The 15,399-nt window shown below is 37.2% G+C and carries 16 protein-coding genes; all 16 read right to left on the bottom strand.

The features are described from left to right. Window positions 1-130: 130 nt before the first annotated feature. The 16 genes from I6760_RS08945 to I6760_RS08870 all read right to left on the bottom strand — a co-directional run bounded on the left by I6760_RS08945 (window position 131) and on the right by I6760_RS08870 (window position 15,382). Window positions 131-1,906: a GGDEF domain-containing protein gene (locus tag I6760_RS08945; protein WP_196594108.1), complete on the bottom strand. Its 1,776-nt coding sequence runs from the start codon at window positions 1,904-1,906 to the stop codon at window positions 131-133. A gap of 159 nt (window positions 1,907-2,065) precedes the next feature. After that, window positions 2,066-2,620, bottom strand: coding sequence for a ferredoxin domain-containing protein (locus I6760_RS08940; RefSeq protein WP_196594107.1), 555 nt, complete (start codon window positions 2,618-2,620; stop codon window positions 2,066-2,068). 205 nt (window positions 2,621-2,825) lie between these two features. After that, entirely contained in the window at window positions 2,826-4,535 is a 1,710-nt protein-coding gene (locus tag I6760_RS08935; RefSeq protein ID WP_196594106.1) for a proline--tRNA ligase, read from the bottom strand. Window positions 4,536-4,575: 40 nt separating this feature from the next. Further along, on the bottom strand, window positions 4,576-5,628 hold the full coding sequence (gene ispG, locus I6760_RS08930; RefSeq protein WP_231036183.1) for a flavodoxin-dependent (E)-4-hydroxy-3-methylbut-2-enyl-diphosphate synthase: 1,053 nt from the start codon (window positions 5,626-5,628) through the stop codon (window positions 4,576-4,578). A gap of 72 nt (window positions 5,629-5,700) precedes the next feature. Then, the gene (rseP, locus tag I6760_RS08925) at window positions 5,701-6,741 is read right to left on the bottom strand and encodes an RIP metalloprotease RseP (RefSeq protein ID WP_231036181.1); all 1,041 of its coding nucleotides are present in this window, start codon (window positions 6,739-6,741) and stop codon (window positions 5,701-5,703) included. Window positions 6,742-6,839: 98 nt separating this feature from the next. Next, window positions 6,840-7,991 (bottom strand): 1-deoxy-D-xylulose-5-phosphate reductoisomerase, encoded by a 1,152-nt coding sequence (locus tag I6760_RS08920; RefSeq protein WP_196594105.1) that lies wholly within the window; start codon window positions 7,989-7,991, stop codon window positions 6,840-6,842. Between the two features lie 91 nt (window positions 7,992-8,082). Next, window positions 8,083-8,922 carry a phosphatidate cytidylyltransferase gene (locus tag I6760_RS08915; RefSeq protein WP_196594104.1) on the bottom strand — a complete coding sequence of 280 codons (840 nt, stop codon included), beginning with the start codon at window positions 8,920-8,922 and terminating at the stop codon, window positions 8,083-8,085. Window positions 8,923-8,940: 18 nt separating this feature from the next. Further along, complete coding sequence (locus I6760_RS08910) at window positions 8,941-9,714, bottom strand: isoprenyl transferase (RefSeq protein ID WP_196594103.1); 774 nt, start codon at window positions 9,712-9,714, stop codon at window positions 8,941-8,943. Window positions 9,715-9,790: 76 nt separating this feature from the next. Further along, window positions 9,791-9,961, bottom strand: coding sequence for a 4Fe-4S binding protein (locus I6760_RS08905; protein ID WP_196594102.1), 171 nt, complete (start codon window positions 9,959-9,961; stop codon window positions 9,791-9,793). A gap of 3 nt (window positions 9,962-9,964) precedes the next feature. After that, window positions 9,965-10,168: a hypothetical protein gene (locus I6760_RS08900; protein ID WP_196594101.1), complete on the bottom strand. Its 204-nt coding sequence runs from the start codon at window positions 10,166-10,168 to the stop codon at window positions 9,965-9,967. A 2-nt stretch (window positions 10,169-10,170) separates the two neighbouring features. Then, a complete protein-coding gene (frr, locus tag I6760_RS08895; RefSeq protein ID WP_196594100.1) occupies window positions 10,171-10,728 on the bottom strand; it encodes a ribosome recycling factor in 558 nt (185 codons plus the stop codon). Continuing rightward, complete coding sequence (pyrH, locus tag I6760_RS08890; protein ID WP_196594099.1) at window positions 10,725-11,453, bottom strand: UMP kinase; 729 nt, start codon at window positions 11,451-11,453, stop codon at window positions 10,725-10,727. The genes frr and pyrH overlap by 4 nt, the downstream gene beginning before the upstream one ends. Before the next feature lie 116 nt (window positions 11,454-11,569). Next, window positions 11,570-12,223 carry a translation elongation factor Ts gene (tsf, locus tag I6760_RS08885; protein WP_196594098.1) on the bottom strand — a complete coding sequence of 218 codons (654 nt, stop codon included), beginning with the start codon at window positions 12,221-12,223 and terminating at the stop codon, window positions 11,570-11,572. 81 nt (window positions 12,224-12,304) lie between these two features. After that, window positions 12,305-13,030, bottom strand: a complete 726-nt coding sequence (rpsB, locus tag I6760_RS08880; RefSeq protein WP_196594097.1) for a 30S ribosomal protein S2 — start codon at window positions 13,028-13,030, stop codon at window positions 12,305-12,307. Between the two features lie 257 nt (window positions 13,031-13,287). Next, on the bottom strand, window positions 13,288-14,691 hold the full coding sequence (locus tag I6760_RS08875; RefSeq protein WP_196594096.1) for a putative porin: 1,404 nt from the start codon (window positions 14,689-14,691) through the stop codon (window positions 13,288-13,290). Window positions 14,692-14,845: 154 nt separating this feature from the next. Further along, window positions 14,846-15,382 (bottom strand): YhcH/YjgK/YiaL family protein, encoded by a 537-nt coding sequence (locus I6760_RS08870; RefSeq protein ID WP_196594095.1) that lies wholly within the window; start codon window positions 15,380-15,382, stop codon window positions 14,846-14,848. Window positions 15,383-15,399 lie beyond the last annotated feature (17 nt).

The following is a 15,399-nucleotide window of genomic DNA, read 5'->3' as shown; positions in this document are numbered from 1 at the left end:
AGCCAAAAGAAACTGCCGCAAATAACTATTTTCATTCATAAATATTTCTTCCCTGCCTACCAAAAAACCGTTAAGCAATGTATGGAATTACATCTTCATAATGTCAATATTATTAATGCGACAGCCTCTTTTAATTATCCAATAAATTTTTACCACTGCATTCACTAACTATATAACTGCTTCTTGACAGCGCTTTACACTCCTTTTTCACCGCAGCTGCCTTGGAAGCCAATATAGTTGATGTCAACCCCTTTTTATCTATAATTTTAAGAACTGCCAGTGATACCGTCATCAAAGGAAATTTTTCTGTTTTACCCTTGCGGTTCCTAGCAATAATAAATTTTTGTTTACGATGTTCAGCAGAATAAAAATTTTTAGTCTGCACATCAAATTCTTCTATAATCAATTCGCATATTTCTTTAATTTTATCAATGGGAATAAAGGCAATAAAATCATCTCCGCCGATATGTCCCAAAAAGAACTTACTTATTTGCTTAGACAGGACCTGATGCAGCAATTTAGCTGCCGCAATAAGCACACTGTCGCCTGCCTCAAATCCATAAATATCATTATATACTTTGAAATTATCTATATCTATATATACTACGGCAAAGGGCCGGCAACTGTTAAGATGGTGTGCCATAGTCCATTCTATAACATTATTCCCCGGCAACCCAGTAAGCGGATTAGCGTGACGAGCTCGATTAAGCTCCAGTTTAGTTGTCACTTCTAAAAGCTTTTTTATCGTCACCGTTCCATAATAAACATTATCTTTAACTATAATCAATGAATCATAGGTGTGCTTATTTTCTCTGCTAAGGGCCTGTGATGAAGCTTCTTCAATAGATGCCCGATAATCTACCAAAAGGGGCTGTTTGTGCATCAACAATTTAATTGGTCTATTGCTATAAAGAGAAATTCCATACGTAGTAGCAAGTTGTTGATAAAAAATGTTATGATTTACAATTCCCACCGGCTCGCCATTATCCACAATGATAATATCCAATGGTTCTTGCATGGAATGAAGATAATCTAAAATCACATGTCCAGGAGTATCCGACGAAAAAGTCGTTTGGCGTGAAGCAATTTCCCCTATCGTCATATTAAGCAGTGTATTCATACGGAAATTCTCTTTTTCCTTATAGGCATTACAAATACATTTTTTTATGTGTTTTTCCAGTAGTTGTAAACAAGGATGAGGTTTTCCTAAAAAAAAGCCTTGTCCAAAATCAATACCTAGATCTATCAAAACTTCCAGCTCTTCTTTTCTTTCGATACCTTCTGCTATGATCTTTATATTTGCTGCATGGGCAAAACTCGTTAAAGCTTTTACTATGGATTTTCTTATATAATTTTTATCAATATCCTTTACCAATCCTATATCTATTTTTACAAAATGGGGTGATAATTGAGCCAGCAGATTAAGTCCGCTATAGCCTGAGCCGACATCATCTATAGCAATTTTATAATTTTGACACTTATAATTATTAAGCACCGCACAAAATGCCTCATAATCGTCTATTGTTGTCTTCTCACTTATTTCAAAAACTATATTAGATGTATTAAGACTGAATCGGCGCAGAAGCTTAGCCGTTGATCCCTGATGAAATTTTTTGTCATATAAAATTTTAGCATCAACATTTAAAAATAATTTACGTTCCCCGAGTATATCCGCCACATTCTTAATTGCCATACTACGGCATAAATAGTCAAGCTGCCATGAACATTTTTCTTTTTCAGCCAAAGAAAAAAGTTTATCGGGACTGGCCAGCCGGCTTCCCCGTGGTCCCCGGCTCAAAGCTTCATAAGCAAAAATTTCTCCCGTCTTCAAATTAACAATAGGCTGATATACGGGTGTGATAAGTTTATTTTGCAAAATCAATTTCAATTCCTTATTTTCCTTCAATAATATAACGCCCCTTTATAAGCTATGTATATAATTTTAACTAATATCGGTTGTATTTTGTTATATTATTATTATGAATTTGTTATTTATGCAAAAAATTTATATTTTTATCATGCTTATAAGATCATAAACAACCCTGAAATATAGCTAATATTCCAATTATTTTCGATCAAAAAATGGTGATTTTCCTTTTACAGCCAAAGCAATTCCCACTACTTGTCTTGCTGTCCCTCCCAGAAATTTTAATGCCATAGCTGCCCGGCCCACAGAAAACATCACCCGATTATCAACTCTGCTATCAGCAGCTACGGCGCAGGCAGACCCTATCGCAATACCAAGATCCATGGGATCATATGCACAAAGAGCCCCATTGGATAGCACTTCCTGACAATTTTTAAAATTACAATAGCCGCATATCTCATTAAGGCCACGTACACTTAGCCGTGTTCCTAATAATACAACAGCTGTAGATTCGTAAATACATTTAGCATCACGCTGGAAAAACTCTAAATTATTTTCCTTGCCTAATCGTTCCATTTCAACTGCTAACTTGGTTTTTTCATCATCTGTAGCTATACATGTCAAAACATGGTCTATTCCCCTGGTTTTTGGCGCAGTACGCGCAGCTATGCACATCTTATCAGCTATGCATAACACAGCTTTTTCTTCTGCCTCATTACTTACGATAAGCATTATTATTTTTCTTCCCTTCATTATTAATAAGCATACAGCTATCGACTGTCCAAATATAACAATGACAAAATCATAATTATTTATAGTAATTATACTTTATTTTATGTAACAATGCAAAATCAATCTTTGCTCTAATCTGCCATAAAAAAATTACCCACAGAGAATTTCCCGGTGGGTAATCAACACAACATTTATTATACTTTATGCCAATAAATAAACATCACACTCAAAGTTTCTGCAGTATTTGCTTGAGCTTTTCTTCATAATCGGTCTTAGAAAAGTTAAAAAGCTCACCCGTCTTACGTACTTTTACTTCAATAATATCTTCTTTAACAGCCTTTGGTCCGATTGTAATCCGAATAGGATAACCAATAAGATCTGCATCCTTAAATTTTACACCAGCCCGTTCCTTGCGATCATCCAATAATACATCAATTTTATTTTTACGCATCACACCATATATTATTTCAGCTAATTCCATCTGAGCCGAGTCTTTTGCATTGACTGGCACAATTACCACTTCATAAGGTGCTATTGCCTTAGGCCATATTATTCCATTGTCATCATGCGACTGTTCAATAGCTGCTGCCATTGTCCGGCTTACACCTATACCATAACAACCCATGACTAAAGGTTTTTCTCTGCCATTTTCATCAAGGAACCCGGCATGGAGAGCCTGAGAATACTTTATTCCCAGCTTAAATACCTGCCCAATTTCTATACCGCGTGTTATTTTTACCGGCGCACCACAGTGAGGACAGGGATCGCCTTCCTTTATCAAACGAATATCCTTCACCAACACATCACCAAAATCGCGCTGCGGATCAGCATTAATATAATGCTGATCTACTTCATTTGCGCCGCAGCAGGTATTCTTCATTGCCATTACTGTACAATCAACAACAACGACAGCTTTTTTTCTATTTAACCCTATGGGACTCATAAAACCAGGGACTCCTCCAGCAGCCAAAATAACTTGTTCATCAGCCATTCTCAATTCTACAGCACCTACGGCATTTTGGAGTTTTACTTCATTTACCTCATGATCACCTCTGACAAAAGCACATATTAACCTATTTTTTTCATCTTCAAAAGCAACAGCTTTAATTGTTTTCTCAATCGGCAATCCAAGCTGATCAATTACAGCCTTAATTGTTTTTTTATCAGGTGTAGCAATTTTCTGTAATGGAAGTTCTGTTTCAGCAGGTGCATTAATAACTGCCAGTTCAGCTTTTTCTATATTTGCTGCATAATCACATTTAGTACATACAGCAATCTCGGATTCTCCGGTATCTGCCAAAGCTGTAAACTCATGGGTATTACTGCCACCGATTGCCCCACTATCTGCCTCTACAGGTCGAAAAGTAAGCCCACAGCGAGTAAAAATTTTTGTATAAGCATCATACATTTTTTTATAAGATACATCAAGACCTGCTTCATCCTTATCAAATGAATACAGATCCTTCATAATAAATTCCCGCCCGCGCATAAGTCCAAAGCGCGGCCTTATTTCGTCACGATATTTATTCTGGATCTGATAGAGTAGTAATGGCAGCTGTTTATATGAACGCACTTCATTCCTTACTAAATCAGTAATTATCTCTTCATGTGTAGGACCAAGACAAAACTCACGGCCATGACGGTCATTAAACTTAAACATCTCTTCACCAAAAACTTCCCAGCGGCCTGATTCCTTCCATAACTCTGACGGCTGCATTATAGGCATCGCTATTTCTTGTCCATCTGCCGCGTCCATTTCTTCACGTATTATTGCCTCAATCTTACGCAGAGTTCTCCATGCAAGCGGTAAATATGTATATACCCCGCCTGCTGCTTTCCTTATAAATCCAGCTCTGAGCATTAACTGATGACTTGGTATTTCTGCTTCCGCTGGCACTTCCCTCAAAGTAGGTGCATAAAGCTTTGATGCATACAATTAAAAAACCTCTCTTATCGCAAATTATAATAAAATATCATTATTTTATTCTGTCAATTTCCGTAAATAATGCTTCCAACAAATTATCTTCCGGTACTTTTTTTATGACCCTACCTTTACGGAAAAGCAGTCCCTCACCTTTACCACCGGCAATACCGACATCTGCATCCTTAGCTTCTCCTGGTCCATTTACCACACAACCCATAACAGCGACTGTAATAGGTTTTTTTATAGTGGTTAATTTATTTTCCACTTTCCCGGCAATTTCAGCTAAATTTATATTACACCGTCCACAGGTCGGGCATGACACTAAAGTCGGCCCATATTCCCTCAAACCCAGTGCCTTTAAAATCTCATTGGCTGTTTTTACTTCATTAACTGGATCACCTGTAAGCGATATCCTAAAGGTATCACCAATACCTTCAGCCAGTAAAGCCCCTATGCCCACAGCAGACTTTATAATTCCTGTATTTACTGTACCTGCTTCCGTTATACCCAAATGAAGCGGATAATCCACTGTATCACTCATAAGACGATATGCATCAATTGTAAGTGGTACATCATGAGCCTTTAAAGAAATCTTTATATCATGAAAATCCAACTTTTCCAAAATATGCACATGTTCCATGGCACTTTCTACCAAAGCTTCAGGCGTAACTTTACCATATTTAGATAAGATTCTCTTATTAAGTGATCCAGCATTCACCCCTATACGAATAGGAATATTCTTCTTCTTAGCAGCATAAACCACTTTTTTTACCCGATCTTCATCACCAATATTCCCCGGATTGATACGCAGTGCATCGATTCCATGTTCAATTGCTGTTAATGCCAGCCGATAATCAAAATGGATATCAGCTACCAGCGGCACTTCAATTTTTTCCTTTATATTACTTATATTCACTGCTGCTTCCATATTGGGGACAGCCACACGGACAATATCACAGTCTGCATCAAGCAGTCTTTTTATCTGTTCTACGGTAGACTTAGTATCCTCAGTTTTAGTATTCGTCATCGATTGCACTGAAACAGGAGCATCACCGCCAATTTTTATCCTGCCAATATGAATCTGACGTGTTTTTTTCCGTTTCATTATTATCACCTTTATAAAAATACTGTACAAGACATTTTTATACTATGTTTTTTCAAAATTAGTAATGCCCGCTCAGCCAAATAAACGAGAAAAATCCTGTGCTGTTGCAAAAAACATCAATATAAGCAACAAGGCAAATCCCACAAATTGTGACCTTCTCATAAGTTCAGGACTTAAAGGCCTGCCACGCAAGGCTTCGATAAATAAGGTAAAGAAATGCCCTCCATCAAGTGCCGGTATCGGCAAAAGATTGATTATCCCTAAATTTATACTCAATAAAATCATAATATTAAGTACTGACTGAATACCTATTTCAGCAGCCTGTCCAATAATTGTCGCCACCCCTATCGGTCCAGCCAAATCAGCATGTACTGTCCCCATAATCATGCCAAATATGGCAGCAATCATCGTATATGTGATATAAACAACCTGTTTTGCTGCTAATACCAAAGAACTTGCAAAACTTACTGGTGTATGAGTTGTTGCTGCCACTACCCCAGCCATAGCCTGTTTAGCAGTCTTATCATATTCGGGAATCAAATTAGTCATCGCTTTTTTTCCATCGCGCAGATATTGCACTTGCAAAACCTTTCCATCAGAAACCTTTATTTTAGCCGCAAATTGCTGCCATGTAGCAATTTTTTCTCCATTAATAGCAATTATTATATCTCCCTTTTTGAGTCCGGCCATAGCTGCTGGTTTCTGATCAATAACTCCGCCTAATGCTGCTTCTTTTACCGGTGTCTGTATACCAGAAGTAAATAAAATAGCTGCTATAAGTACATAGGCCAATAAAATATTCATTGCTGCCCCGGCAACGATAACAATCATTCTCTGCCATACAGGTTTTGCCCAATAAGCTCTATCTCCAGCACTTTTATCATCAGGTTCCATGCCTGCAATTTTGTTAAACCCACCTAAAGGAATAGCCCTGATGGAGTACAATGTTTCCCCATATTTAAAACCAGCTAGTTTAGGTCCAAAGCCTATTGCGAATTCATCTACCCGCATACCAGTGAGCTTTGCCGTGATAAAATGTCCCAGTTCATGTACTAAAACCAATATGCCAAATACAATCACAATAGCCAGTATCATTGTTATACTAAAACTCATAAATTCCCTCCGTCATTAAATATTACTTACACCCGTTATTTTCATTATAATAATTATTCATTTTTTACCATGATTATAAAATAAACAACATCCTGCCATCAAATACTATTTATTATTTTACAAGCAAAATTACGGGCACTGGCATCTACCGAAAAAAACACTTCAGGTACCATATCTTTGATAACTTTGTGAGCCTGCATTGTTTTCTCTATAATAGAATAAATATCAAGAAACTTTATTCTATTATGTAAAAAGGCTTCAACAGCAACTTCATTAGCAGCATTCATCGCACACGGCATTGTTCCACCGATCCGTCCAGCCTCATAAGCAAGATCTATTCCCTTAAAAGTCTGTGTGTCTGGTCTTTCAAAAGTCAGCTGAACCATATTCCAGAAATCAAGCCGTTTAGCTGCTGACTCCATACGATGGGGATAAGTAAGGGCATATTGAATAGGCAGGCGCATATCAGTAGAGCCCAGCTGGGCCATAACCGTACCATCAATATACTCCACCATTGAATGAACAATACTCTGCGGGTGAACTACTACCTGAATTTTATCATAAGGCATGTCATAAAGCCAGTGGGCTTCAATTATTTCTAAGCCTTTATTAACAAGTGAAGCACTGTCAATAGTTATTTTTTTCCCCATCGACCATGTGGGATGTGCCAGACACTGGTTTACCTGCACATTTTCTAAATCTATTTCTTTTTTGCCACGGAATGGTCCACCCGAAGCTGTTAATAATAATTTATTGACCCTGTTTTTGTCATTTCCCTGCAGACATTGAAAAATAGCACAATGTTCACTGTCAACAGGTAATATTGACACTTTATTCTCCTTAGCCATTGCCATTATTAATTCACCGGCTACAACTAATGTTTCCTTATTTGCCAGCGCAATATTTTTCCCTGCCTTAATTGCTGCCATGGTCGGCCGCAGTCCGGCGAATCCCATAAGTGATGTAACTACAGTATCTACATCATCAAAAACAGCCGCAGCTATAAGTCCAGCATCCTGCGATAATATTTTTGTTTTTCCCGTATAACGGGTCTGTAAACGATCTGCTGCATCTTTATTATATAAAACAGCGAGCTTAGGCTGAAATTCATTTATTTGTTTTTCCAGAAGTTCATCATTATTGTTCGCCGCAATTGCTTCCACTTTAAATAAATCTTTATGTTGTCTAACTACTGATAAAGTCTGGGTTCCGATCGATCCTGTAGAGCCCAATATAGAAATCTTTTTCATAAAATTCCTTCCAAAAGTATATTAATTATTTATAAATAAAACTACATAAACCTAATTAAATTACAATATTATTTCCCTCTAGAATATAAAATCAGTGAATAAAATAACTATGACAAAAAATATAAAAATAATAAACAAATGGTGCTGTAAATAATATACTGTCAAATCTATCCAATACACCACCATGTCCGGGAATAATCTTGCCTGAATCTTTTATTCCCGTATAACGTTTAAAGATTGACTCAACTAAATCTCCCAGTGTAGCTACTACAGCCAGCATCATTCCCAATAATGCCATAGGCCATAAAACAAAATCAAAATACCAACCGGTAATCGTCACTGTGAAAATTGTTCCTAATACTCCGCCAATAAACCCTTCTATAGTCTTTTTCGGACTTATTTGAGGACAAAGCTTGTTTTTCCCTAAAAAAGAACCACTGAAATACGCAAAAGTATCACTTGACCATGTTCCAATAAGTGCTATCCATAAAAGAGCGCATCCCAGCGATAAACCATGTGGAGCAGTCATAGTATCCGCAATTCCTAACCGCAGCTGTACTATATAATAAAATCCCATACCTATATATAAAACACCTGTTAACCCTGTATAAGCCTCTATAGGTGAAAATTTTTTATGACAAATAACCATTTTTATCATAAATACTGCTACTATAAATGTCATAACCGGCATAAAAAAACTTACCGGCTTATTATCTATTGTCACTATCCCACTAAGTGTAAGAACAGCTACACAAATCATACCCAACCATAAAGAGATATTCATCTGCTTATTTTTAAAAGCCCGCACATATTCCTGCCATCCTATCACAGCCAGCAAAACAGCAGACAGCATAAATAAAAATCCGCCGCTCATTATAATAAAAAAAGCCGCTACTATACCAATAACACCTGACACAATTCGTATTAACAAAATAAATCCCTCATATTATCATACATTCAATCCGCCAAATTTACGGTCACGCTTTTGATAGTCCATAATAGCTTGTATAAAGTCTTCCGGCATAAACTCTGGCCAATTCTTCTTAGTAAACCAAAATTCAGCATAAGCACACTGCCACAACAAAAAGTTACTAATGCGCATATCCCCGCTGGTTCTTATCAATAAATCAACTGCCGGCTGATGCGCTGTATATAAATAGTCGTCAAACATTTTTGCGTCAATATCAAGAGCATTGATTTTTTTATCAGATGCCATTTGAGCCAACTTTTTAACCGCCATGACAATTTCGTCACGACCACCATAATTAACAGCAATATTCAAGTGTAATCCATCATTATCCGCTGTTTTTTTTCTGGCTTTTTCTATTTGTTCCTGCAAACCCAAAGACAAATCTTTTATACCGCCAATAAAATCAATATGCACATTTTTTCTATACATTTCATCGATTTCTGCATCCAAATAATACGAAAATAGTTTCATAAGGAAGTTTACCTCAGTTAATGGACGTTTCCAGTTTTCTGTTGAAAAAGCATAAACCGTCAGATATTTTATATTAATATCAGATGCCGTATGCACTATAGATTTTAATGTACTTACACCCTTTTTATGTCCCATTTTACGGGGTAATCCCTTTTTACTGGCCCATCTGCCATTTCCATCCATAATTATGGCTATATGAGTAGGCAGTTTAGCGGCATTTATTGTATTAAATGCTTTCTCATTTTCATTTTTTTCATTTTTATAAAAAAAATCTTTCCACATAATGCAATAACCTCTTTGCTCTTGTAATATGAAATAAGCCCCTCTCCAAAAACAAAAAAAGAGGGGCTTATTCTCATCAGGGAGCTTCAATAGCTGACACCGGGCAGCCTGCCTGACATGCACCGCATTCTACGCAAGTTTCTGGATCAATTTCATAATGTTTATCACCTTCAGAAATTGCACCAACAGGGCAGGTAGATGCACATGCTCCGCAAGAAATACATTCATCAGTAATCTTATATGCCATAGTTCACACCTCCTTTCGCATTTTAGCCGCAGCCAAAAGCTGCAAAACACCGTTTTCAAGATACTTTTCTCTTATAACATATAAAATGTTTGAATCGACCTTAAAAAAACCTTTTTCAGGTGGAATAGTGTACTCTATGACAAATTTCGTTTTTTGTTTCTGCAATGCTATAACGGCATCCGGCAGAAGCTGTCCCACATATTTCATAGTTAAACTTCCATTATTTCTTTTTCTTTGGATGTTTTTATTTTATTAACTTCATCAACATATTTATCAATGAGTTTCTGCATATCATCCTGTGCCTTCTTTGCCTCATCTTCCGTTATGTCCTTTGATTTTTCCATCTTTTTAATATCATCATTGGCATCACGACGAATGTTTCTTAAACCTACCTTAGCTTCTTCTGCTTTTTTGTTAACCGTTTTTACTAAATCTATGCGGCGTTCTTCCGTAAGCTGCGGTATTGCCAGCCTAACAACCGAACCATCAGAATTAGGACTTAACTCTATTTCTGATTTCATAATTGCCTTTTCTATTTCGTGCAGCATAGATTTTTCCCATGGAGCAATGACCAGCATCCTTGGTTCCGGCACCGAAATATTTGCTACCTGATTAATGGGTGTAGGTGTTCCATAATAATCCACCATGACCCTGTCAAGCAGTGCCGGCGTAGCCCGACCTGCCCGCAGAATGCTATATTCTCTTTTCAAGGCTTCAATAGCTTTCTTCATGCGCTGTTCGCCTGAATTCAATACATCCTTTATCATAACTTAGTACCTCCCACAACAGTGCCTATGCATTCACCTAGTGCTGCCTTTAAAATATTGCCCGGTTCATCTATATTAAATACGATTAAAGGAATTTTATTATCCATACATAAGCTGGTAGCAGTTGCATCCATAACAGCTAAACCGCGCTGCAGTACTTCAATATATTCTAGTGTATCAAATTTATGTGCATTAGGATTACTGTTAGGATCACAGTCATATACACCATCAGTATTTTTTTTCGCCATTAAGATAACATCTGCTTCAATTTCAGCAGCCCTTAAAGCAGCTGTAGTATCTGTAGAAAAATAAGGATTACCCGTTCCAGCAGCAAAAATAACCACACGACCTTTTTCCAAATGACGAACAGCCCGTCTTCTTATATAAGGTTCAGCTATTTGACGCATTTCAATAGCTGTCTGTACCCGTGTATCCACATTTATTTTTTCTAAAGCATCCTGCATAGCCAAAGAATTCATGACAGTAGCCATCATTCCCATATAATCAGCCGTAGTTCTGTCCATTCCCTTTGCACTGCCAGCCAGACCACGCCAGATATTTCCCCCGCCTACAACAATTGCAATCTCTACACCACGCTGATAAACAGATTTTATCTGCTGGGCAATAGATTCTACTACTTTGGGATTAATACCAAATCCCTGTTCTCCTGCTAGAGCTTCACCGCTTAATTTCAATACTACACGCTTATACTGTTTTACTGTCACCAATATGTCCTCCGTCCAATATTTAATTGTGAATACAGCACTTTTAATATATCATATATCATATTTTCAAAAAAGAGAACACAAAATTTGTGTCCTCTTTAAATTTTTATTACTTATCAACCTTTAACAGCTGCCATTACTTCAGCTGCAAAATCGTCAGATTTTTTTTCAATGCCTTCACCCAGCTGATAGCGAACAAAACGGCGTATGGAAATATTTTCACCGACTTTAGCAATTTGGGTTTTTACAAAGTCAGTAATTGTCTGATCCTGGTCTTTAATATAGACTTGGTCCATAAGACAAACTTCCTTATAATACTTTTCTATACGGCCTTCAACCATTCTTTCCACTATTTTTTCTGGTTTTCCTTCTGCCAGAGCCTGTTCACGCAATACCTTGCGTTCATGTTCAAGTTCCGCCGCATCCACTTCTTCACGACGTACACATTTAGGATTAGCTGCAGCAATCTGCATCGCAATATCACGGGCAAACTCTTTAAAATCATCTGTGCCGGCAACAAAATCTGTTTCACAGTTGACTTCCACTAAAACGCCAATACGTCCATTACCATGTATATATGAAGTAATAACGCCTTCGGCTGCAACACGGCCGGCTTTCTTCGCTGCTGAAGCCAGTCCTTTTTCACGTAAAAAGTCTACAGCCTTATCTTTATCACCATCACATTCAGATAAAGCTTTTTTACAATCCATCATACCTGCTCCTGTTTTTTCACGCAGTTCCTTAACCATTGCCGCTGTAACCTTTGCCATCAATAAAATCCTCCTATTATAAAAAGAGGGGTAAAGGGATAATAGTCCCTCTACCCCCTCTGATATTTAACTTTATTTTAATTAAGCTTCTTCGTTATCTTCTGTCTGAGCTTCTTCATCTTCACTGCTCTGGCGGCCTTCCAATACAGCATCAGCCATGCAGCCTGTCAATAATTTAACAGCACGAATAGCATCGTCATTGCCAGGAATAACATAATCAATTTCATCCGGGTCACAGTTCGTATCTACTATAGCAACAATAGGTATATCCAATTTTCTTGCTTCTGCTACTGCGATACGTTCTTTGCGCGGATCAATTACAAATAATGCACCCGGTAACTTATCCATTTCTTTTATTCCGCCTAAAGCTCTTTCTAATTTGTCCTGCTCACGGCGCAGCATCTGAACTTCTTTTTTGGTAAGGACTTCAAATGTTCCGTCTTCTTCCATGCCTTCAAGTTCTTTCAAGCGATTGATGCTTTTTCTGATCGTGCCAAAATTAGTCATCATGCCGCCGAGCCATCTTTCATTAACATAATACATGCCGGCTTTTTCAGCTTGTTCTTTTACTGATTCCTGAGCCTGTTTTTTGGTACCAACAAATAATACGGATTTACCCTCTTCAGCAATAGAACGGATGAAATTATATGCTTCATCAATTTTTCTTACTGTCTTTTGTAAGTCAATGATATAAATACCATTTCTTTCGGTGAAAATGTACTTAGCCATTTTCGGATTCCAGCGTCTGGTCTGATGACCAAAGTGAACGCCTGCTTCTAATAATTGTTTCATGGAAATAACTGCCATGATGGTGCACCTCCTGTTTTTTTTATTCCTCCATGCATCTTAAATCGCTGCTAGACCTTTAAAAGGCACAGTACAGCATCAATGCATGTGCGTTTTTTACACCGTCCATCATTATAGCATAAAAATTTTTCTCTAGCAACTGTTTAAGAACAAGTATTATATTTCACATATTAACAAAAAAGACAGGCACCACAATTGTGGTGTCTGCCCGACTGCGATCCATCAAACCGCAGCTTATTATTCTTTTACATTCAAGATCAGAAGAAGAATTCAACTTGTCCAAAGAGTTTATTATAATCAGCACTCTGGTCAGTATTATCAAGACCAATATTCTTACCATCAAAGTACAGAACAGTAGCTAATACGTTTTGAGCTACAGCATAATTAGCTCCAACTTCCCAGCCTTTGGTACCACGCTGTGCACCATCATAAGTAGGATCAATTGTAGCACCCATGCCCAAATAACGATATGCAGTATACATGCCCCATGAACCAGCTTTGGAAGCATCAGCACCTTTATAAGCTAAAGTAACATCATAAGCTTTATTCTGTCCTTCTAAATATTTAGAAAGAGTACCATTATTATCGAATTTATCTACGTCACCATGAGCATAAACGCCATAAAGATTTACATTCTTGTCAAATTTATAACCCAAACCTGCACTCCAGATATTCTGGTTAGCATCTTTGCTGTCAGCCAGTGCTTCTACTCCACTTGCTGTACCTAAATCTTTACCAATGCTCTGGATCTTACGAACAGTATAAAAACCAGCTACTGCACTGAGTTTACTATCTTTAGGAGCATAGCCAACTTCAAACTGACCATATTTACCTTCATAATCACCACTAGCTTGATCATCATCATAACCGACTTTATTGTATTCAGAATCTTTAGCTAAAAGACCTGTTGTGTTTCTGTTATCATTATTGTATTTACCAAAGCCTGCATTTACTTTAACATCTTTATTAGCACCCCAGGTAAACTGAGCACCGCTCATACGGTCATCGATAACCATCCCATTGCCAATGCCAGTTGTTGAACCGGACAATACAGGAGATTTACCAAGATCTGCTGTAGCACCGAACAAAGGTCCTTCTACATAAAGACGATCTACTTCAGCAGAAGTAGCATCATTAGAATGTCTTGCATTAGCTTCATAATCTATACGAGCCTTTGCAACCCAGCCGGTATTACCGATAAAAGCTTTAGGTTCTAAACGGAATAAATAATTATTTGTATTTTGTCTATCGCCATCCTGGAATTTTTCGCCAGTATAACGATAACGGAATTCACCAGTGAATTTAACATTGTCGGATTTCTTTTCCAGATTAGATACACGAACACCGAGGTTATCAAGTTCTTCGGAGAATTCTGCAGCAAGTTTGTCAACTAAAGCTTTATCAGCTTTATCAACATCAGTCTTTGTCATTGCTTTAGCAACAATCTGAGCCATTTCATAACGAGTCATTGTTTTCTGACCCTGATATGTGCCATCAGGATAGCCGTTTACAACACCGTCAGAAGCAAGTTTTGATACAGCATCATATGCCCAGCTGCCAGCTGGAACATCACTGAAAGGATTAGCTGCAGCAAAAGTTGTGCTTGCAGCACCGATTACTAATGCACCAGTAATCATTGATACGAGAGTTTTCTTTGTCATAATAGAAAATTCCTCCTATAAATTATATTGTTTTTTCGATTAAAAACATTCAGAGGAAATTTTGTATGAGTATCCATGTTTCCTCAACATCTTCCCTTGTCTATTTCTAATCTAGAGATAGGTTATCACATTATGGCTAAAAAAGCAAGTTTTTTCAAGCCAATCTTATTTTGAATATGCTTTTTTTTATCTGATTTTGTCTATCAACAGCTATGGCTGTACGATGAACATCATTAGGAAAACAGACAAGAAAATCCCCTGGATTTACCAGAATTACTGTTGCTTGTTTTTTCCCTTCCATAATTAGCAGATCTTTTTCCTCATTATAACTTTTTTCCTGCATATCTTTAGCAAAGCCTGTATCTATTTTTTCTGTGCCTGACAATAAAATATGCATATCTATATATTTTTTATGTGCTTCCCAAAAACATTGCTGACGATAACGCGTTTCATATTCGTCGATATTTACAAAAATATTTCTGCCGTCAATTTCATACGTGCCTGTTTTTCTCTCATTCAATGCATTATTCTTATAATATTGGAAACAAGTCATAATTTTCTGCGGCAGATTCATCTCATCCAACTGCAAAACATTGCCAAAAATCATCTTATCACTCCATTTTTTAATAAATTTTTGTTGCACCAGTATATAAATTGCAAAAAAATATAAGGTTTCTATAATTATATTCATATCTTGCCCACTAGGCA

It is taken from the genome of Pectinatus sottacetonis (assembly GCF_015732155.1).
GTDB lineage: Bacteria > Bacillota > Negativicutes > Selenomonadales > Selenomonadaceae > Pectinatus > Pectinatus sottacetonis.
This window is presented reverse-complemented; position numbering and strand designations above follow the sequence as displayed.